General features: G+C 69.4%; 16 protein-coding genes and 1 riboswitch. Of the genes, 7 read left to right on the plus strand and 9 right to left on the minus strand.

The features are described from left to right. Window positions 1-32: 32 nt before the first annotated feature. The 3 genes from IQ292_RS01210 (at window position 33) to IQ292_RS01220 (ending at window position 4568) form a co-directional block, all read left to right on the plus strand. On the plus strand, window positions 33-1589 hold the full coding sequence (locus tag IQ292_RS01210; RefSeq protein WP_203308484.1) for a TadA family conjugal transfer-associated ATPase: 1557 nt from the start codon (window positions 33-35) through the stop codon (window positions 1587-1589). A gap of 79 nt (window positions 1590-1668) precedes the next feature. Then, window positions 1669-3327, plus strand: coding sequence for a DUF6311 domain-containing protein (locus tag IQ292_RS01215; RefSeq protein WP_203308485.1), 1659 nt, complete (start codon window positions 1669-1671; stop codon window positions 3325-3327). Window positions 3328-3362: 35 nt separating this feature from the next. Then, window positions 3363-4568, plus strand: coding sequence for a hypothetical protein (locus IQ292_RS01220; protein ID WP_203308486.1), 1206 nt, complete (start codon window positions 3363-3365; stop codon window positions 4566-4568). A 4-nt stretch (window positions 4569-4572) separates the two neighbouring features. Here IQ292_RS01220 and IQ292_RS01225 read toward each other — a convergent pair whose 3' ends face one another. From IQ292_RS01225 to phaR, 3 genes are all read right to left on the minus strand, one after another. Continuing rightward, window positions 4573-5100: a P-loop NTPase family protein gene (locus IQ292_RS01225; RefSeq protein ID WP_203308487.1), complete on the minus strand. Its 528-nt coding sequence runs from the start codon at window positions 5098-5100 to the stop codon at window positions 4573-4575. 81 nt (window positions 5101-5181) lie between these two features. Then, a complete protein-coding gene (locus tag IQ292_RS01230; protein WP_203308488.1) occupies window positions 5182-5367 on the minus strand; it encodes a hypothetical protein in 186 nt (61 codons plus the stop codon). Window positions 5368-5377: 10 nt separating this feature from the next. Then, a complete protein-coding gene (gene phaR, locus IQ292_RS01235) occupies window positions 5378-5932 on the minus strand; it encodes a polyhydroxyalkanoate synthesis repressor PhaR (RefSeq protein ID WP_203308489.1) in 555 nt (184 codons plus the stop codon). 105 nt (window positions 5933-6037) lie between these two features. Between phaR and IQ292_RS01240 the strand changes: the two genes are divergently transcribed. The 3 genes from IQ292_RS01240 to IQ292_RS01250 all read left to right on the plus strand — a co-directional run bounded on the left by IQ292_RS01240 (window position 6038) and on the right by IQ292_RS01250 (window position 11721). After that, window positions 6038-7066, plus strand: coding sequence for an alpha/beta hydrolase (locus IQ292_RS01240; protein ID WP_238940745.1), 1029 nt, complete (start codon window positions 6038-6040; stop codon window positions 7064-7066). Then, entirely contained in the window at window positions 7063-8235 is a 1173-nt protein-coding gene (locus IQ292_RS01245) for an acetyl-CoA C-acetyltransferase (RefSeq protein ID WP_203308490.1), read from the plus strand. Before IQ292_RS01240 ends, IQ292_RS01245 begins: the two co-directional genes overlap by 4 nt. A 195-nt stretch (window positions 8236-8430) precedes the next feature. Then, complete coding sequence (locus tag IQ292_RS01250) at window positions 8431-11721, plus strand: TonB-dependent receptor domain-containing protein (RefSeq protein ID WP_203308491.1); 3291 nt, start codon at window positions 8431-8433, stop codon at window positions 11719-11721. Between the two features lie 254 nt (window positions 11722-11975). Here IQ292_RS01250 and alr read toward each other — a convergent pair whose 3' ends face one another. The 6 genes from alr to IQ292_RS01280 all read right to left on the minus strand — a co-directional run bounded on the left by alr (window position 11976) and on the right by IQ292_RS01280 (window position 20086). Further along, a complete protein-coding gene (gene alr, locus IQ292_RS01255; RefSeq protein WP_203308492.1) occupies window positions 11976-12998 on the minus strand; it encodes an alanine racemase in 1023 nt (340 codons plus the stop codon). Window positions 12999-13038: 40 nt separating this feature from the next. Beyond that, window positions 13039-13809 carry an ABC transporter ATP-binding protein gene (locus IQ292_RS01260; protein WP_203308493.1) on the minus strand — a complete coding sequence of 257 codons (771 nt, stop codon included), beginning with the start codon at window positions 13807-13809 and terminating at the stop codon, window positions 13039-13041. Beyond that, the gene (locus tag IQ292_RS01265) at window positions 13800-14756 is read right to left on the minus strand and encodes an iron chelate uptake ABC transporter family permease subunit (protein WP_203308494.1); all 957 of its coding nucleotides are present in this window, start codon (window positions 14754-14756) and stop codon (window positions 13800-13802) included. Before IQ292_RS01265 ends, IQ292_RS01260 begins: the two co-directional genes overlap by 10 nt. Beyond that, complete coding sequence (locus IQ292_RS01270) at window positions 14753-15604, minus strand: ABC transporter substrate-binding protein (RefSeq protein ID WP_338057562.1); 852 nt, start codon at window positions 15602-15604, stop codon at window positions 14753-14755. Before IQ292_RS01270 ends, IQ292_RS01265 begins: the two co-directional genes overlap by 4 nt. Window positions 15605-15711: 107 nt before the next feature. After that, complete coding sequence (locus IQ292_RS01275; protein ID WP_203308496.1) at window positions 15712-17619, minus strand: TonB-dependent receptor plug domain-containing protein; 1908 nt, start codon at window positions 17617-17619, stop codon at window positions 15712-15714. A 104-nt stretch (window positions 17620-17723) separates the two neighbouring features. Continuing rightward, window positions 17724-17927: riboswitch (cobalamin riboswitch) on the minus strand. 125 nt (window positions 17928-18052) lie between these two features. Continuing rightward, on the minus strand, window positions 18053-20086 hold the full coding sequence (locus IQ292_RS01280) for a TonB-dependent receptor (RefSeq protein WP_203308497.1): 2034 nt from the start codon (window positions 20084-20086) through the stop codon (window positions 18053-18055). 157 nt (window positions 20087-20243) lie between these two features. On the opposite strand from IQ292_RS01280, the gene IQ292_RS01285 reads away from it, so the two are divergent. Next, window positions 20244-21101, plus strand: a complete 858-nt coding sequence (locus IQ292_RS01285) for an SDR family oxidoreductase (protein ID WP_203308498.1) — start codon at window positions 20244-20246, stop codon at window positions 21099-21101. Window positions 21102-21150: the final 49 nt, after the last annotated feature.

Raw genomic sequence — 21150 nt, forward strand, 5'->3', positions numbered from 1 at the left:
ACCCCTTCGCACTCGAATATGAGGACTGAGGGATGAGCGCGTTCGGCCGTCGCAATGGAATGGGGAGCGGGCAACCGGTGCGCCCGGCGTTCGGTGTCGCCAAGCCTATGCAGGGTGGCGGCCTCGCCCGCCCGGAGCCGGATCCGCTGACCGGCGGAGGCCAGTTTCCGCCCCTGGAATCGATGCCGCCGATGGGTGCGGCAGACGCCGGCGCGGCCGACGGCTTCGGTCCGGGCACCATGCCCGGCACGGCGATGGACGCGATGGCGCGCCTCGCCGAGCGCCAGAATGCCAGCGGCGATGCCGGCAACAGCCGCGCCGAGGGCTTCGAGGCCTCCGTGCACAAGATCAAGGAGCAGGTCCTTCCGCGTCTGCTGGAGCGCGTCGATCCCGAAGCCGCGGCGACGCTGGGCAAGGACGAGCTCGCGGAGGAATTCCGACCGATCATCGGCGAGGTGCTCGCCGAGCTCAAGCTGACGCTCAACCGTCGCGAGCAATTCGCGCTGGAAAAGGTGCTGGTCGACGAATTGCTCGGCCTGGGCCCGCTCGAGGAGCTGCTGGCCGATCCGGCGGTCAGCGACATCATGGTCAACGGACCCGACCAGACCTATGTCGAGCGCAAGGGCAAGCTGGAGCTCGCCCAGATCCAGTTCCGCGACGAGGAGCATCTGTTCCAGATCGCGCAGCGGATCTGCAACTCGGTCGGCCGCCGCGTCGACCAGACGACGCCGCTCGCCGACGCGCGCCTCAAGGACGGCAGCCGCGTCAACGTCATCGTGCCCCCGCTGTCCCTGCGCGGCACCGCGATCTCGATCCGTAAATTCTCGGCCAAGCCGATCACGCTCGACATGATGGCCGCCGGCGGATCGATGTCGACGAAGATGGCGACGGCGCTGAAGATCGCCGGCGCGAGCCGGTTCAACGTCATCATCTCGGGCGGCACCGGCTCGGGCAAGACGACGATGCTCAACGCCATGTCGAAGATGATCGACCCCGGCGAGCGGGTGCTGACGATCGAGGACGCGGCCGAGCTTCGGCTGCAGCAGCCGCACTGGCTGCCGCTGGAGACGCGCCCCGCCAACCTGGAGGGCCAGGGCGAGATCAACATCCGCGACCTCGTCAAGAACGCGCTGCGTATGCGTCCCGACCGGATCATCCTGGGCGAAATCCGCGGCGCGGAATGTTTCGACATGCTCGCGGCGATGAACACCGGTCACGACGGCTCGATGTGCACGCTCCACGCCAACTCGCCGCGCGAGGCGCTGGCGCGTATGGAGAACATGGTGCTGATGAGCGACATCAAGGTGCCCAAGGAGGCGATCAGTCGCCAGATCGCCGATTCCGTCGAGCTGATCATCCAGGTGAAGCGCCTCCGCGACGGCAGCCGCCGCGTCACCAACGTCACCGAGGTGATCGGCATGGAAGGGCCGGTGATCGTCACGCAGGAACTCTTCAAGTTCGAGTATCTGGACGAAAGCGCCGACGGCAAGATCATCGGCGAATATCGCTCGATGGGCCTCAGGCCCTACACGCTCGACAAGGCCAAGCAGTTCGGCTTCGACAGCGCGTTCCTGGAAGCGTGCCTGTAAGGCAGCGGGGGCGGCCGGGGACGACAGCCATGGTGATGGCGCGCCTTTCACCGCTGCATCCTTCGTCGCGGACGTGCCGGTGAACGGCGCGGCCTATGGCGCCGTCGCGCGCGCCCTGCGCACGCCGGATCGCGGAGAGATGTCGGCCGATGTGCCTCGTCGCTGGCGCGCGCGCGCAGGTGCGCTGCTCTTGCCCGCGCTGCTCCTGCTGTTGCCGCTCGCTTTCTATCTCGCGCTGTTCCAACCCGCGACGCTCGACATCGGCAATGTCGGCTGGCTGATCCGCGGCACCGACAATGGCGAGAATGCGCTGGGCGCCCATGCCTATTGGCATGACGTGCATGCCGGCGCATCGCTCAGGACCCGCCTGCTCAACGCGCCCGACGGCGTCCCGGTCCTGTATACCGACAGCAACCCGCTCGCCGTGCTGCTGGCAAAGCCGTTCGCCGCCCTCCTGCCCGCCGACGCACAGCTCGTCGGGCCGGTCCTGCTCCTGAACCTGATGTTGCAGGCGCTGTTCGCCTGGGCGTTGCTGCGCCGGCATGCGCCGGGACCGCTGGCCTTGTGCGCGGGCGTGGTGCTGCTCGCCTTTCCGCCGACGCTGGCCAACCGGTTCATCCACGTCAATCTGATGGCGCACTGGACGATCCTTGCCGCGCTGTGGCTGTTCGTCGACCCGGCGCGCCGCGACCGATGGCGCTGGTGGGCGGCGCTGATCGTCGCCACCGCGCTGATCCACAGCTACCTGCTGGTCATGGTCGGCGCGCTATGGGGCGCGGCGCTGCTCGACCGCTTCAGCCGTGGATCGTGGCCTGTGCGCGGACAGGTTCTGCTGGCGGGCACGGCGATGCTGGCGATCGTCGCGGTGCTGGCACGGTGGCTCGGCGTCGGCGACCAGATGCCGACCGAATTCTTCGGTGCCTTCGCGGTACCGATCGATGCGCTCTGGAATCCGCATGCCGGTGGCCTATCGCGTCTCGCGGGCCAGGGCCCCTACGATCAAGCGCAATGGTCCGAAGGGTTCCAGTACATGGGCGCCGGCGGACTGGCGCTCGTCGCCGTGGCGCTGCTGATCGCACGCCGTCACGCCGCCCCTGCCGCAATGCGGGAGACGACGGATCGGCTCCGCGCGCTGGTGCCTGCCTTGGGTCTGCTGGGACTGCTGTCGATCTGGAGCGCGCCCCTACCCGCTGCGGTGCTGCATGTGCTGGATCCGGTGCGCGCGTCCGGGCGGCTGTTCTGGCCGATCGGCTATGTGCTGGTGTTCGTCGCGTTGCTCGCCGTCTACCGCCTGCCCGCCCGTTACGCGGGCCCGCTCCTCGCGCTGCTGGTGACCGTTCAGGCGATCGACCTCGCCCCGATGGCGCGGGCGATCCGCACCACCAGCGCCGATGCGGCCAGTCACCGGTTGTGGCGACGCACGCTCGATCCGCGTTGGGAAATGTTGATCGGCAGGGCGCGTTCGGTCGCCTTCATGCCCGGCCAGCCGCCGCGCGACCTGTCGCTGTTCCAGGAAGTGGCCTGGCGCGCGATCGACGCGGGCATTCCCGTCACCAGCGTCTACGCCGCGCGGATCAGCCGCCAGACCGCCGCACGGCTGCGAGGTGAACGGCAGGCATTCGATCGCGGGGCGCTCGTCCCCGGTCGGATGTACGTCCTGCTGCCCACGGCGTCCCCGCCGGCGGGCACGACGCCGCTGCTGCTCGACGGCGTTCCGGTGATCGCGCCACGCCCATAGCCTCGCGCTCGCTCGCGCGGTAGCAGGGGCGACCGATGTTGCCGATCACCCTGCTCCTCGCCGCCGCCGCGGCCGCCTTCGCCCCTTCCGTCGTGGCGCGCACGCCGGCGCTCGTGCCGCCGCAGGGCGATGGCATCGCGACGCTCGCGCCGGACAGCGACGTGCGCTGGGTGCCGTTCGACCTGACGCCGGGCAACCAGATCCGGTTCACGCTGACGCTGGACGCCCGCTCGCTCGTCGCCATACTCGATACCGGCGTCAGCCATTCGGTGCTCGCGCGCAAGTCCGCCGCCGCCGATCCGGCACGCATCACCGACGGGGGCAAGGCGACCGCGATCGGCGGCGCGGTGCCGATCGGCTGGCTGCCCACCGCGCGGCTGAGCCTGGGCGGCCTTACGCGCACCGGCGGCGGCGTCACCGTCGCGGACCTGCCCGCGCTCGCCACCGGAAGCGCCACACCTGTCGACATCCTCGTCGGTCGCGACATCGTCGCGGGCCAGGCGCTCGACATCGACTTCGCCAATCATCGTTTCCGCCTGCTCCCCTCCGGGCAATTGCCGTTCGCGGGCGCGCTCGCGCCGCTCTCCGTGTCGCCGACCCGCCGCGTCTACGAAAGCAGCGCGACGATCGCCGGCCGCCGCGTCGCGCCGCTCGTCCTCGATACCGGCGACGGCGCCGCGCTGACGCTGTCGGAGCCGACGTGGCGCGCGGTACGGCCCAACGGCCTGCCGACCACGACGACCATCTCGTTCGGACTCGCCGGCGCGGTGACGAGCACGCTCGCCATCCTGCCCAGGCTGTCGATCGGCGAACGCGTCGCCCGCGAGGTGGAGGTTCGCGTCGAACCGGAGGGTGGCTTTTCCGAACAGATCGGCGTCGCCGGGCGGATCGGATCGGGGTTCCTGCAACACTATCGCGTGCTGCTCGACCCGTCGGCGGGGCGGATGGTGCTGCAGCCCGGTCCCGATGCCGACGTGCCGCCGCTGCGCTCGACGAGCGGGCTTCTGGTCGGAATGGAGCAGGGCAGGCTCAAGGTCCTCCACGTCATGCGCGACAGCCCCGCCGCGATGACGGGCTGGGCGGCCGGCGACATGATCTGCACGATCGACGGCGCGGCGATCCCGGCGGACTATGCCCGCAGCGCGCTCGCCGACTGGTCGATCGCGCCGCCGGGCACCATCGTGCGGCTCGGCCTGTGCGGGGGCGCCTTGCGATCGCTTACCACGCGTCGTTTCTATTGAGCCGTCATCGGCCCAGCCCCTCGCGTCGGTAGAATTCGGCGATCGCATCGGGCGAAGGCAGTGCGATGCAGGGGATGTCCAGGTCGGCCAGCAGCGCCGTATGGCGGCGTCTGCTGGCGCGCGTCGCGACCGCGATATGATGGAGCATGCTCCATTTGACGCTGTCCCTGCCGCCCTCCAGCGCACCGGCGCGGTCGCTCTCGAACCAGCACCGCCGCACATAGCGCCAGAGGCTGACCCGCGTCGGCACGTCGAGCAGGATCAGCCCCGACGCCCGCGCCAGCCGCTGCGGCAGCAATCGGGTATAATTGCCCTCCATCACCCAGCGGTCTTGCTGGATCGCGGCGTCGTGCAGCCGGACGAAGGCATCCGGGGCACGCGGCACCCAATCGGTCCCCGGCAGGTGATGCAACAGGTCGAGGTGCACGACCGGCATCTTGCGCGCCCTGCCGATCGCGCGCGCGAGCGTCGATTTGCCGGCATTGGAGGGGCCCATCAGGACGACCCGCGGACCCAGATCGTCGAGGGTCACGGCCCGCCCCGATGGCGGAGGAAAGCCAGGCTTGTTGCTGTTCGGCATGACCGACGTCGCCCTCAGGATCGTCGTTGGCGGTCAGCGAGCGTTGAGGCCGATGCTGACCAGGATCATCGCCACGACCAGCGCCGCCAGCTGGACGGAACGCCAGTCGATCCAGCCGACGCGATCAAGGTCGGCGCGTCGATGCCGCCGCCGCTCCCGCCATGCGGCGAGGATGGCGACCACCACGCCCGCGCCCGCGCCCGCGAATGCAACCGGCACCGCCACCGGCTCAGCCGAGCTTCTCGACCTTTTCCTGCAGGCGCGACAGTTCGGCGCGCAACGCGGCGATCTCGTCGTCCTTGTTGCCGCCCGGTGCGGGCGTCGGCGCCGGCGCGGGCGATGCCGGCTTGAACGCGGCCGCCGCCGCCTCGAACATCGCCAGGTTGCGCTTGGCGATCTCCGCGAAGGGCGAGCCGGCGAAGGCGCCCTCGACCGCGCTCTTGAATTGCTCCTGGTTGCGGCGGAAGCTGTCCATCGACGCCTCCAGATATCCCGGCACCATCGCCTGCATCGAGTCGCCGTACATCGCGATCAGTTGCCGCAGGAAGCTGACCGGCAGCATCGTCTGCCCCCGGCTTTCCTCCTCCATGATGATCTGGGTGAGGACGTTGTGGGTGATGTCCTCTTCGGTCTTCGCGTCCACGACCTTGAAGTCACGCCCCTCGCGGGTCATCGTCGCCAGATGGTCGAGCGTGATGTAGGATGACGTCTCGGTATTGTAGAGGCGCCGATTGGCGTATTTCTTGATGATGACCGTGCCGTCGCCCTTGTTCTGTTTCTTCATACGGCTCCCCTGTCCGCGACGATCCCGTCCGTGACGAAAGGGGATGATAGACCTGTGTTTTCTGCGTCGCAACACGGGCCGCGTCCGCTGCCTCTGTTCCTGGCGATGCTGCGCGAGGAAACGCGGGACGATCCCGTGCGCCGCACCGCAGCGCTCGCCGGCCTTGCCGCCTATCAGGCCGCGCCGCGCCCCGTTCCGCCGCCGAGCCATCCAGTCGTGGCGAGCGCGGGCCGCGCGGTGCTGCGCGACCATGGCGGCGACGCCGACGCCGGCCTCGCCACCGTCGTGCTGGTACCGTCGCTGATCAATCCGCCGGCGATCCTCGATCTCGGCGACGCATCGCTTGCCGCCTTTCTGGTCGACCGGGGCCATCGCGTCCTGTCGATCGACTGGGGCGAGGCCACGGCCGCGGACCGCGAGCTGGGCGTCACCGCGCATGTCGAGGCTATGCTCGTGCCGCTGCTGGCCGTGCTCGATCGCCCGCCGGTGCTGGTCGGTTACTGCCTGGGCGGCACGCTGGCGCTCGCCGCGGCCTGCGCGACGCCCGTCGCCGGCCTCGCCACGATCGCAGCGCCATGGCGGCATCGTGGCTATGGCGAGGCGGCGCGCGGCGCGATGCTCGACCTCTGGGATGCCGCCCGTCCCGCCGCGGACGCGCTGGGCGTCCTGCCCATGGAGGCGTTGCAGAGCGGCTTCTGGCGCCTCGACCCGGCGCGGACGATCGACAAATACGTGCGGTTCGGCCGCCTCGCGCCGGATGCCCCGGCGGCGCGGGCGTTCGTCCGGCTGGAGGATTGGGCGAATGCCGGCGCGCCGCTGCCCCTTGCCTTCGCCACCGATCTGTTCGAGGCGTTCGTGGCGCAGGACGCGCCCGGCCGTGGCCTCTGGTCGATCGCGGGCGCTCCCGCCGGACCGCACCGTCTGGACTGCCCCGCGGTCGAATTCGTCTCTACCACCGACCGCATCGTACCGGCCGCCACCGCCGCGGGCCTGGCCGATCGCCGCGACCTGTCGCTGGGGCATGTCGGGATGATCGTCGGCGGGCGGGCCCGCGGCGCGCTCTGGCAGCCGCTGGCCGACTGGATCGGTGCGCTGCCACCCGCTAAAGGCCGCCACACAAGGAGATCGCCATGACCGAGATCGTCATCACCGCCGCCAAGCGCACCCCCGTCGGCAGCTTCCTGGGCGCCTTCGCCGCGACCCCCGCGCATGAACTGGGTCGCGTCGCGATCGAGGCGGCCCTGGCCCAGGCGGGCGTCGACGGCGAGGAGGTATCGGAAGTGATCCTCGGCCAGGTCCTGACCGCGGCGCAGGGGCAGAACCCGGCCCGCCAAGCGTCGATGGCGGCCGGCATCCCCAAGGAAGTGCCCGCATGGGGCGTCAATCAGGTGTGCGGATCGGGCCTGCGCGCGGTCGCGCTGGCCGCCCAGGCCATCCAGACCGGCGACGCGACGATCGTCGTCGCCGGCGGGCAGGAAAGCATGTCGCTCAGCCCGCATGCCCAGACGATGCGCGGCGGCACCAAGATGGGCAACGTCAGCCTGGTCGACACGATGGTCCACGACGGGCTGACCGACGTGTTCAACGGTTATCATATGGGCATCACCGCCGAGAACCTGGCGCAGGAATATCAGGTGACTCGCGGCGAGCAGGATGCGTTCGCCGTCCGCTCGCAGAATCTCGCCGAGGCCGCGCGCGGCTCGGGCCGCTTCGCCGACGAGATCGCACCGGTGACCGTCAAGGGCCGCAAGGGCGACACCGTCGTCGACCAGGACGAATATATCCGCGCCGGCGCGACGATCGACAGCGTGTCGGGCGTGCGGCCGGCGTTCAAGAAGGACGGCACGGTCACCGCGGCCAACGCCAGCGGCCTCAACGACGGTGCGGCCGCGCTGGTGCTGATGTCGCGTGACGAGGCGGAGCGGCGCGGCGCCCCGGTCCTGGCGACGATCCGCAGCTGGGCGAGCGCGGGCGTCGATCCGTCGGTGATGGGTATCGGCCCCGTCCCCGCCTCGAAGAAGGCGCTGGAAAAGGCCGGCTGGACGATCGCCGACCTCGACCTCATCGAGGCGAACGAGGCGTTCGCGGCGCAGGCGCTGTCGGTCGGCAAGGAGCTGGGCTGGGACGCCGACAAGGTCAACGTCAACGGCGGCGCGATCGCCCTCGGCCACCCGATCGGCGCCAGCGGCGCCCGCGTGCTGACCACCTTGCTCTACGAGATGCAGAAGCGCGACGCGAAAAAGGGCCTCGCGACGCTGTGCATCGGCGGCGGCATGGGGATCGCCATGTGCGTCGAGCGGTGAGGCGCGTTTGGCCCCAAAATCGAAACTTATCGGATAGGAAAGGATTGCAGACGCATTTTTGTGTCTTTTTGGCGACACTCCGTCGCAATGTGACGCGTCGTTCATACGGTTGTCAGAAAACGGCTTGTTTGTCGGCAAGCCGTTAAGCCAACATACCCCTGTCAAAGGCAAAAGTGCCGCAAATAGGGGTTCATAATGAAGACTTGGCTGCTGTCCGCGAGCGCGCTCGCGGGAGGTCTGTTGCTCGCTCCCGCGGCGATAGCGCAAACGACCACGCTTCCGCCGTGCTCGGACACCGTGAAGACGGAATGTTCGCCGCAAGGATCCGCCTCCGACGAAACGGGCGACAGCGCCACCAAGGGCGAGGCGACACGGCCGAGCGAGGAAATCGTCGTTACTGGTTCGCGCATCCGCAGCCCCAACCTCGTCTCTGATATTCCGATCACCTCCGTCAGCGGCGATAGCCTCCTGGCCCAAGGACAGACCAACGTCGGCCAGGCGCTGAATGATCTGCCGCAGCTTGCGAGCACGTTTTCACAGCAGAACCCCGGTGCGGGCATCGGCATCGGTGGTCTGAACCTCCTCGACCTTCGCGGCCTGGGCACTTCGCGCACGCTGGTTCTGGTCAACGGTCGTCGCCACGTTGCGGCGGACATCCTGAACAACGCAGTGTCGCCGGACGTCAATTCGATCCCGAACAATCTTATCGACCGCGTCGATATCGTGACCGGCGGCAACTCCGCAGTGTACGGGTCGGATGCCATCGCCGGCGTCGTGAACTTCGTCTTGAAGCGCGATTACAACGGGCTCGAGGTGCGTGGTACGACCGCTATCAATCAAGGCGGCTTCGGTGGGAATCAGCTGATTTCCGCGGTCGCGGGGCATAACTTCTCCGAAGGTCGCGGCAACATCACGGTTAGCGGCCAATTCACGCATCAGGATCGCGTCTTCGCATCCAGCGTGCCGTACTTCCGGACAGTCAGCGGCATCGCGACTGTCGATACCGATCCGGGCGGCCTGCCCAACGGCAGTGACGGGTTCCCGGACGCCATCTTCCTGCGTGACATCCGCAGCGCGACGAACAATCCGTACGGCCTGATCCCCATCCAGCAGCAGCCCGGCATTGCAGCTTGCGGCACCGGCACGCTGCCCACCAACGGTGGCCCCAACAACCTCGGCACGCCGTACAACTGCACCTACATCTTCACCCAGGACGGCCGCTTGGTTCCGCAGACCGGCGCGCGCTACGGCTCGGGTCCGACCGGTGGTATCCTCGGCGGAAACGGGGCGACCGGCCGCGAGGGACAGACGGTCTCGGTCCTGCCGTTCCTGGAGCGGGTCAACTTCAACGTGCTGTCGCACTACGAGTTCGCGCCGGCGGTGGAGGTCTTCCTCGAGGCGAAGTACGACCGGGTTAAGGCTCTCGGCAACAATGCCGGTCCGTCTTTCATCCAGACCGGTTCGGGGAACACGGGCAACATCGGCGACGCGCGCGAGCGGCCGCGTCTCGACAACCCGTTCCTGGCTGCGGCAGACCGCACCACGCTGACGAATCTGATTCTGGCGTCGGGCTGTAATACCAGTCTCACCGCTTCGTGTCCGGCGGGCGGCAATCTGACCGCCGCGAACCGCGCTGCGATTGCAGATGGCTCGTACCGTTTCCAGCTTGCCCGCAATCTGCTCGACGTTGGTCTGCGCGACGAAAAGTTCACCCGCGAAACGTACCGTATCGTCGGCGGCCTTCGTGGCACCTTCAACGGCGACTGGAACTACGAAATCTCGGGCAACTACGGCGAGTTCAATCAGACGACCAACACGAACGGCTTCATCGACCGCCAGCGGTTCTCGCTGGCGATGGATGCCGGACGGAATCCGACCACCGGTCAGATCCAGTGCCGGTCCCAGTATGATCCGACTGCTGCAATCGCCATCCAGCGCGGTGCTTCCGGCGATCCCGCAGTCAATGCGGCGCGACTTGCGGCGGATATCGCGGCCTGTAAGCCGTACAATCCGTTTGGCGGCTCGGACAACAGTGCGGCCGTCTCCTACTTCTCGCGCGCCTTTGATGCCAAGGCCAAGCTGACCCAGCTCGACATCCAGGCATTCTTCGGCGGCGACTCGAGCCAGTTGTTCGAGCTGCCGGGTGGTCCCGTCCGCTTCTCGCTCGGCGGCGAATATCGGCGTGAGAAGGCCTTCTACCGGCAGGATCCGTTCGTTACCGATGGCTATACCAACGGCGTTTCGATCCCGCTGTTCGACCCGCCCGCCTTCAAGGTGAAGGAAGGCTTCGGCGAAATTCAGCTGCCGATTCTGCGCGACCTTCCGTTCTTCAAGGAACTGACCGTTACCGGAGCGGGTCGTTACTCGGATTATGGCAAGGGCATCGGCTCGACCTGGACGTATAACGCCGGCGCCCAGTGGTCGCCGATCGCTGACGTCCGTTTCCGCGCCAATTATGGCCGAGCGGTCCGTGCGCCGAACGTCTCGGAAACCGGCTTCCCGCTGGTTCCGAATTTCGCGAACAATTTCCAGGATCCCTGTCAGGCCAACAACATCGGCGCGAACGCGAACCGCAACACCAATTGCACGGCCGCGTTGACGGCCGCGCAGCGGAACAACCTCGTAAACGGTGTCGCCCTGCCGATCGTGAGCGGCAGCAACCCGAACCTCTCACCTGAAAAGTCGGACTCGTGGACGTTCGGCGGCGTGTTCCAGCCGCGTATCATCCCGGGCCTGTCGGTGACGGTGGATTATTACAACATTCGGGTTAAGGGCATCATCGCCTCCGTCGCCGCACAGACGATCGTCAACCAGTGCTATGACTCGGCAAGCCTGAACAACGTTTTCTGCTCGGCCTTCTCGCGTTACCTGGGCACCGGGACGGGTCCTGCCGGCGAACTGCCGGGGCAGATCCTTGCCAACTCGCTGATCCAGGCGCCGCTCAACTTTGCGAAGCGCGAGCGTAAGGGTATCGACTTCAACATATCCTATCGCAAGGACTTGTCGGAGACCGTGAGGTTCAACACCAACATGGTGTATGTCCACACGCTGCGGAACAGCGACTATCAAGATCCGACCAATCCGAACTTCGAAACGCATAACCTCGAAAACGTCGGGTTCCCCAAGGATGAATTCCAATGGGATAACGATCTGGCGATTGGCGCGGTCACGTTCGGGTATCGCCTGCACCTGATCGGGGCGCAGTACGTGACCTCGTACAGCAACTTCAATTCCGTGAACGGCCTGCCGGCGGCAAATATCGATGCTTCGTCGCCCATCAAGTATCCGGTGATCAGCTATTCGGATCTCCAGATGACGTGGGATATCGCGAACAACGGTAAGAAGGACGCCTTCCAGTTCTACGCGGGCGTTGACAACGTGTTCAATCAGCTCCCGCCGCTCGGCACGCTTGGGACGGGCACCGGCTCGGCAATCTTCCGGTTTACCGGCCGCGCCTATCACGCGGGGTTCCGCGCCCGGTTCTAATCTCGTTTGCATGAACTCTCGGGGACCGGTGGGCATCCACCGGTCCCCTTTTTTATCTCACGGCCCTCGGGGCGGCGCTAAAGGATCGCCTCCCCGCTAGGATGCACGACACCTCTGTCCCCAGGGCTGGCGGCGGATGTGGTTGCACGCTCGAACCAGGTGGCCTGGCAGACGGACGCGTCATGCGTCGGTCGCCTCGCGACGCGCTTCATCGCGGGCCGCCCCTTCAACGTCTGGACAGGACCCGAGAGCCGTTAACCCTGATTGGCGAACCGCGTCCCCAGCCCCGTCAGCAGCTCGTATTGCGACACGCCGCTGCGCATCGCCGCCGCCGGCAACGCATAGTCCAGCGTCACCCAGTCGCCCTCGGCGAGCGCCGGACGCGCGGTCACGTCGATCGCGACGAGGTCCATCGAGACGCGGCCGATCACGGGCAATGCCCCGCCCTCCCCACTGCCCCGATCCGAAAAGGCGCGGCGATAGCCGTCGGCATAGCCGAGGTTCAGGATCGCGACCTCGGTGTCGCGCGTCGCCGTCCAGGTCGCGTTGTAGCCGACCGTCTCCCCCGCACGAACCGTGCGCCGCTGCAGTATCTGCGCCTCCGGATAGGCGACCTGGCGGATGACGCCCGCAAGCTCGTCGCGGGGCACGCCGCCGTAGAGCGCGATACCCGGCCGGACGAGGTCGAAGTGATATCCGCTGCCGAGCGCGATACCCGCCGAGTTCGCGAGGCTCATCCGCCGCGCGCCGGTCGCGCCGGCAAGACTTGCGAAACGGTCGCGCTGGCGCGCGTTCATCGGATGGTCCTCGTCCGCGCAGGCGAGATGGCTCATCAGCGTCTCGATGCGCAGTCCGTCGAGCAGGCCGTCGTGCACGTCCTGCGGCGCGACGCCCAGCCGATTCATGCCGGTATCGACCATGACGTCACACGCGCCGCCGCCCGCGTCGCGCCAGCGCGCCACCTGCGCCGGCGTGCTCAGCACCGGCCGCGCCATCGCGGAGCGGGCCAGGTCCATGTCGGCGTCGCGGACACCATGCAGCACCGACAGGTTCGGCAGTCCCAGCCCGGCGAGGCGCTCCGCCTCCGCCCATGTCGCCACGAAGAAGTCGCGACATCCCGCCGCCGCCAGGTGGGACGCGACGACCGTCGCTCCCAGACCATAACCGTTCGCCTTGACCGCGGCGCCGCAGGCGGCAGGGCCGCTGATCCGCGCGAGCGCGCGCCAATTGTCCTGCAGGGCGGCGGTATCGAGGCGAAGGCGTAGAGGTGCGGTCACGGCCTGCGCATAAGCCGCGACCGCGCCCGCGTCGATGCCGTCAGCGCGCGATGCGACCGACCGGCACGACGATGCGGCTTTCCGGCAGGCGCGCGACCGTCACGTCGAAGACGGCGGCGATCGTCTCCGGCGACAGGATCTCGGCGGCCGTGCCCGCTGCCGCGACGCGGCCGTCGCGCATCAGGACGACGTCGTCCGCGATGCGCGCCGCCTGCGCGAGATCGTGCAGGACGACCGCCACCCCGACCCCCTCGGCGGCAAGGCCGCGCAAGCGATCGAGCAGGTCGATCTGATGCGCGGGATCGAGGCTGGCGAGCGGCTCGTCCGCGAGCAGCCATCGCGGCCGCCCGGCGAGCACACGGGCCAGCAGGACCCGCGCGCGCTCGCCGCCGGAGAGGGACGCGACCGGCCGATCGGCGAGGTCCCCGGTCTCCGTCGCGGCCATGGCCGCCGCTATGGCCGCCCGATCGTCCTGCGACGGCGCGGCAAAGCGCGCGCGATGCGGCAGACGGCCGAGCGCGACCAGGTCGCCGGCGTGGAGGTTCCAATGTACCGTCGCGTCCTGCGGCAGATAGCCGATCGTCTGCGCCCTTTCCCGCTCGCCCATGGTCCCGATCCCACGGTCCCCGAGCGTCACGGTTCCCGTCTGCGGCGGCAGCAAGCCCGCGGCCGCCTTGAGCAGGCTGCTCTTGCCTGCGCCGTTGGGCCCGAGGATCGCGGTGACGCGGCCGCGGCGAAGCGCGACGTCGACGCCATGCAGGACCGGGCGGCCGCCGAGCGACACGGACAGATCGCGCGCGATCAGATCCATGCCTGCCCCCTGCGGCGCAGCAACAGCATCAGGAAGAAGGGCGCACCGATCAGCGCCATGGCCACGCCGAGCCGCACCTCCGCCGCGCCCGGCGCGAGGCGACACAGGCTGTCCGCGACGAGCACCAGCGCGGCACCGCCCAGCGCGCTTGGCAGCAGCAGATCGGACGGGCGGTGACCGAACAGCGGACGGAGCAGATGCGGCACCACCAGCCCGACGAAGCCGATCACGCCCGTTGCCGCGACACCGGCACCGACGCCGACGCCGGTACCGACCATCACCACCCATTGCAGCCGGTCGACGCGTATGCCGAGCGACCGCGCCGCCGCTTCGCCTAAGGACAGCGCATCGAGCGCGCGCCCGGTGAAGGCAAGCAGCACGATCGACGCGACGAGGAACGGCGCGGCACGGGCGAGGTCGGCCAGCCCGCGGTCGGTCAGTGCCCCCATCAGCCAGTCGAGCACGCCCGCCACCGCGTAGGGATTGGGCGCGATCGCGATCAGGAAGGCGGTGAGCGCACCGGTCAGGCTGGACAGGACGGTGCCTGCGAGGATGAAGGCGACGGCGTCCGCGCCCCGCCACGTCAGGGCCGTCAGCACCAGCAGCGCGACCAGCGCGCCGGCCATCGCGGCCGCGAACAGCGCGAGGCCGCTCGCCCCGACGTAGAGAATGACGAAGACCGCACCGAGTGCGCCGCTCGACGAGACGCCGAGCACGCCGGGGTCGGCGAGCGGATTGCGCAGGAAACCCTGCAGCACCGCGCCGGAGAGGCCCAGCATCGCGCCAAGGAGCAGGCCGAGCGCTGCGCGCGGCAGGCGCAGCTCGACAAAGATCGCGCTGGCGGCGGGGCTGTCCCATGGCAGCCATTGCTTGCCCGCGACCAACGACAGCGCGAAGGCCGCCGCGACGAGCAGCACCAGCGCGAGGATCCGCCCCGCGCGGTTCACGAAAGGACCTTCGCGCGGATGGCGGCGAGACGGCGCAGCGCAGGGATCAGCGCCGGGCCGCCGCAATTCATCAGGCGGCGGGGAAAACGCGCCTCGACGGTGCGGGCCCCGACACGATCGAGCACGCGGCGCCGCAGGTTCGCCGAACGACCATCGTCATCGCTGAGGATCACACGCGGCGGATGGGCGGCGATCGTCTCGATCGGCAGCGCGCCGGTGAAGGCGAGGCCATAATCGGCGGCGGCGTTGCGGAAGCCGGCGCGCTGCAACAACGCGTCGAGCAGGGTTCCGCCGCCATTGGCGAGATCGCCGGCGATGAACAGCAAGGCCGACGGGCGCCGGCCGGTCGCACGGGGGATGGCGCCATCGATCGCGCGGATCAGCGCCGCGCCGCGCTCCGGATGGCCGGCCGCGGCGGCGAGCGTCGCGACCTGCGCCTCGCTGGCGGGAATAGTGGCGGCGATGTCGAGCGTCAGCACCTTCAGCCCCGCGCGGGCATAGGCTTCGCGACTGGCGGCGGGGGCGAAGCTGTCGGTGACGACGAGCTCGGGACGGCGCGCGATCACCTCCTCCGCCGTGCCGGACGTCGCGGGCCAGCGCCGCGCGAGCGCGAGCGGCATCGAGGTCGCGCCGGGATCATGCGAATAATGACTGACCGCCGCGAGCCGATCCGGCGCGACGACCGCCAGGATCGCGTCGGCGCAGGGGTTGGTGGAGACGATGCCCCCCGTCCTTGCGGGGGCCGGAGCACAGGCGGCGAGCAGGAGGAGCGCACCGAGCCAGACGCCCGCCGTCGCCCCGGCGCCCGTCCCGAGCCCCCGGTGCGGCGAGGAACTTCGTGCGACCACCTTGTCGCGCGTCAGCCGTTTGGTGGCCGCCGAAACGGGTCCGGGGCCACCGGGCCACCGACGAAGCAGGTCCCGCCACCGCGGGAGCGATGACGGGAACCGGCGCATCACAGCTTCACGCGCACCCCGCCATAGGCCGCACGGCCGTAGGTGCCGTATTCGGCGACCGCCTGGTAGCGCGTGTCCGTCACGTTATCGACCCGGCCGTAGACCGAGAAACGATCCCCCAGCGGCAGCTCGGCGCGGATGGAGGCGAGCGCATAGCCGTCCAGGCGCACGCGATTGCCATAGCTGTCGCTGTCGAAGCTGTCGCCGACGAGCTGCACCGTCCCACCGATGCCGAGCCCGAACGGCAGGCGATAGTCGACGACGAACGCCGCCGTCTCCTTGGGCCGACGCAACAGGTCGCTGCCGAACGCCGTTCCCGGCGTCCGGTTCTCGCTGTCGATGTACGAGACGTTCGCCGAGACGGTCAGCGCGTCGACGGGGCGCAGGCCGATCGCGAACTCGACGCCTTCGGCGCGGGTGCGCTGGATATTGTCGTAGACGCCGAACGGCCGGTTGACGCAGATCGAGCTCGCGGTCGTCTGTTCGGCGCGCGAACAGCCCCGGAAATTGATCTGGTTGCGTGTGTCGCGGTGGAACCATGTCGCGCCCAGCGTCGCGCGGCCGTCGAGCAGGGTCTGCTGCACGCCGATATCGTAATTGGCCGCGGTTTCGGGGTCGAGGCGCGTGTTTCCGTAGGGGCTGTACAATTGGTACAGCGTCGGCGCCTTGAAGCCCTCGCCGTAGCTCGCGCGCAGCACCGTGCCCGTCGCCAGCGCCAGCGCGGCGTCGGCGCCGAACGTGGTGTGGTTGCCGAACGTGTCGTGGTCGTCGTTGCGGACGCCGCCGGTGATCGTCAGCGGCTGGATCGGCTTGACGATCAGCTCGCCGTAGACGCTGGTGATGCCGACCGAGCGGCGCAGCGTCGCGTCGCGATAGCGGCTCGTCTCATGCTCCGCGCCGCCGACGATGCGGACCTGGTCGAGCGGCTGGTACTCGCCCTGATATTCGTACCGCTCGGAGCGGCCGCGGAACGGCGACGGAGTCGCGCCGGGGCGCGCATAGGTGTCGCGGTTGATGTCGGCGATGGTGAAAGCGATGCGGTTGCGGAAGGTACCGAAATTGGCGTGCAGACCGGCATAGCCGTACAGCTCGTTCGCGGTCGAATAGCTGGGATCGTCCGCGAAGACGTAGAGCGGCGCGGGATAACCGTCGGTCTGGGTCTTGCTGTTCGCCCAATAGCCGCGCAGGTCGAGGCCGATCTGATCGGTGAAATCGACGCCGACACGGCCGGTCGCGCCATATTGGCGATAGCCGTCACGCTCCGTGCCGATCGCGGCGGACGAGATGCCGTCGCTGCGCAGATAGCCGCCGGTCAGCGCGGCCGAGACGGCACCCTGGCGACCGGACACGCCGCCTTGCGCATAGAGCGTGTCGGCATAGCCATATTCGACGCTGCCGCGCGCCTTGATCTGCTCGGTCGGCGCCTCGGTGATGACGTTGACGACGCCGCCGATCGCCTGGCTGCCCCAGGGCACCGAGTTCGGGCCGCGCAACACCTCGACCCGCTCCACGCTGGCGGAGAGCAAATTGGCGAAATCGAATCCCCCGCCGGGCGACGAGGGGTCGTTGACGCGCACGCCGTCGATCACGACGTGCGTCTGTTCGGCTTCCGCGCCGCGCAGCCGCACGCCGGTGAAGCCACCCAGGCTGCCGTTGCGCGTCACGGTGACGCCCGGGGTGGTCGACAGGAGGTCGGCGACCGAGACCGTCTGGCGCCGGTCGATCTCGTCGCGAGTGACGACGGTGACCGCCTGGCCGACCTCATCCGCCCGCTGCGCGGCGCGGGCGGCGGTGACGATGACGTCGTCGCTGCCGTCGGCAGCGGGCGCGACCTGTGCGACGGCAGGCGCGGCGACCGCAACGAGCGCGCATGCGCCGGCGGTGATCAGAAAACGGGTTACGGGCATTCTTCCACATCCTTCGTGTCCCGCGCGCGACCATTCGCACGCGGCGGATGTCGTTCGCTCACGAAGGTCCCCCCTTCGGCTGTCCGGCACACCCCGTCCGCACAGTGGATCGACGGTGAAGGGCAGGTCTCCTGGCTCCCGGGTCGCCGCAATCCCCCCGCCTTCCCGGGCAGGCGCCCAGTGGCATCGTGGAGGGACCGCTATCCGGTCACAGTTGCGGGGGCAGCGCCGGGCTCGTGCCTTTGAAAGGCGCTCACCGGACTTCCCTTTTGACCCCGTCTCCGGGGACCCGTCACGAATGGGCCTTTAGGGGCTCGGGCGGTCGCGCGTCAATCGGCGCGGATCGCGGTCGTGGCGCGGTCGACGCCACGGCGGGTCGGTTCGTTCCGCCGCGATACGCCTCCGGCGTCGGCTAGGGGCTCGGGCGGTTCCGTCACAAGCCCACCCGCATCCCCAGCCACACAGTCCGCGGCGTCGCACGCTCGACGATGGAGCCGCTGGCGATGCCCGCCTCCACCCGCGCGTCGAACAGGTTCTCCGCGCGCGCCTCCAGCGCCAGTCCCCTGCGCAACGGCACCGCCGCCGTCGCGTCGAGCGTGGTCGCGGGGGCAAGGCTGCGGCTGTTCTGGTCGTCGTCGAACTGGCGCGCGACATGGCGCAGCGTCGCCGACGCGGCGTACCCGGAGCGGTGCCAGTCGAGTGTCGCGGACACCTGGTCGCGCGGCGTCTGCGCAGGTGTCAGGCCATCGAGCGCCGCCGCCGCGCCGCTCGCCCGCACCCGTGCGTCGACATGGCTCCATGATAGCCGCATGCCGACCGGCCCCGGCGCATAGGCCGCGTCGACCTCCAGCCCGCGGCTGCGGATCGCGTCCAGGTTGCGACGCACCCGGGCGGCGCTTGTCGGTGTCGTGGACAGGGTGACGTTGGCGATCGCATCGTCCAGCCGGTCGTCGAACCAGGTCGCCGCCAGGCTGGCGCCGCGCACGGGGGTCAAGGTCACCCCAGCTTCAGCCCCGACCAGCCGTTCGGGCGCGAGCGCAGGATTGGCGGCGGTGACGTCGTTACCGACGCGGAAGGGACGGTACAGCTCGTTGAGCGTCGGCAACCGCCAGCCGCGATAGCCTGCCGCGCGCAGCGTCACGCCCGGCAACACGCGCCATGCGACCCCGGTGCGTCCCGTCCATTCCTGTCCGGAGCGATCCGGGTAGCGCGCGTCCGTCGATGCCGGCCCGCCCGCCAGCGCGCGTTCGGTCAGGAAGCCGTCGCGGATCGTCCAGCGATCGATCCGCGCGGCGGCGGTGAGCGTCAGCCGGCCGATCTCGACGGCACCGTCCGCGAACAGGCCCGCGGTTGCCGACGTCCCGCCCGCGACGCGGCGGCGGGTCGGCCGGCCCGCGACATAGGCGAACAGTTCCTGCGTCCGTCCGTCGACGTGGCGGACATCGCCGCCGAGCCGCAGGTCGATGCCGCTGCCCACCGGCGGCCTCAGCTCCAGCCGCCCGCCGACGCCGGTCGCGGGCGTGCCATATTGATCGAGCGTCTGCGTCGCGACGGTCCTGGCCGCATCGACCGCGGCGAAGCTCGACGCGAAGTCGCGCGTCTGGAGATAGGCGAGCGCCGACCAGCCCCACGCCCCGCGGCCGACGAGTCGCAGGCTGGCGTCGGCGCCGCGCGAGCGGTTGGCGGTGAAGGCCGTGCCGCGTTCGCGGGTGTCGGTGAAGCCCGCGACATTCGCCTGCAACTCCGTCGCCGGGGCAACGCGCACGACGGTGCGCACCGCGGCCGAGGCCTGTTCATAGGGGGCGGCGCGATCGACCGGGCCCCGATCCTCCGGGACGATGGGCACGAAGCCGTCGCCGCGGGCATAGGCGGCCGAGAGGGTCGCGAAGCCGTCGTCGCGAACCAGTGCCGCCGAGGCGTCCGCCGCGACCGAGCTGCGGCTGCCGTAGAACAGGCTTCCGGCGAAGGGCGTCAGCTGATCGGGTGTGGCGCTGGACAGGTCCACCGTCCCCGCCAGCGCGCCGGGGCCGGCATAGCCGCTGCCGCCGCCGCGCGTCACGCGCACCTGCCCCAACCGGCCGAGCGCATAGGCCGGAAACGCGACCCAGCCGCCGAACGGGTCCGCCTGCGGCACGCCATCAAGGATCAGCAGCGCGCGGCTCGCCGCATTGCCGCCGAGCCCGCGCAAGGTGATGCCCTGGCTGGTCGGATTGGCGCTACGCGAGTCGGCGCGGCGGAACTGCTGCAGGCCCGCGATGTCGGACAGCGCACCCTCCAGCCTTCCGCCGGCATTCTCCAGAAGGCGGTCGCGGTCGATCGTGACGGTCGCGAGCGCACCGTCGCCGGGCGAACCGGCGAGCCCGCGCCCGGTGACGACGATGTCGCCGCCCCCCTCGCCCGCACCGGCGGTCTGGGCGAGGCAGGGCGTCGCGACGATCGAGACGGCAGCGAGGGCAAGGGCGCGCATGGACCAGTGCCGGAGACCGAATGGGCGTCGAAGACAAGACCTTTCGCAGGAACCGCGCGGGGGCCGTGCGCGAAAACTGGCCAATTTCGATCAACCTGCCGGAACGGCGGCGCCGTCCGTGCGGTTCGTCAGGCCCATCCGCCGCAAGAGACACGCCATGACCGATCGCCCCACCCCGCCCTACCCCGCGCAGCAGCAGCCCATTCCCGGCCGCACCGACGCGATGGACCCGCGTCCCGACCATGGCGAGGACAGCTATCGCGGGTCGGGCAAGCTGGAGGGCCGCAAGGCGATCGTCACCGGCGGCGACAGCGGTATCGGCCGCGCGGTCGCGCTCGCCTTCGCACGCGAGGGCGCCGACGTGCTCGTCGCCTATCTGGACGAGCATGACGATGCCGCCGAGACCAAACGACTGGTCGAGGAGGCCGGGCGGCAAGCAGTGCTGGTGCCCGGCGACCTGTCCGATCCCGCGCACTGCCGCACGGTGGTGGATCAGGCGGTCGCCGCGTTCGGGCGCATCGACGTCCTGGTCAACAACGCCGCGCACCAGCAGACGTTCGAGGCGCTGGAGGACATTCCCGACGAGGAATGGCAGCGCACCTTCGCCACCAACATCCATGCGATGTTCTATCTCGCCAAGGCAGCGGTAGGGCACATGCGCGAAGGCGCGTCGATCATCAACACCGCCTCGATCAACGCGGTGAAGCCGAAGCAGACGTTGCTCGCCTATGCCACGACGAAAGGCGCGATCCACAATTTCACCAGCGGGCTGGCGCAGATGCTCGCCGAGCGCGGCATCCGCGTCAACGCGGTCGCGCCCGGCCCCGTCTGGACGCCGCTGATCCCGTCGACCATGCCCGAGGACCAGGTGAAGAGCTTCGGGCAGGAAACGCCGATCGGCCGCGCGGCGCAGCCGGCGGAACTGGCCCCGGCCTATGTCTATCTGGCTAGCGACGGCGCGAGCTACACGACGGGCGCGACGATCCCGGTGACGGGCGGCACACCGTTCATGTGACGGGCGCGTTCGAGTGGGGATAAGGGCCGGCGCCGCTTCCGCGCACGGA

The organism is Sphingomonas beigongshangi, from assembly GCF_016820445.1.
GTDB lineage: Bacteria > Pseudomonadota > Alphaproteobacteria > Sphingomonadales > Sphingomonadaceae > Sphingomonas > Sphingomonas beigongshangi.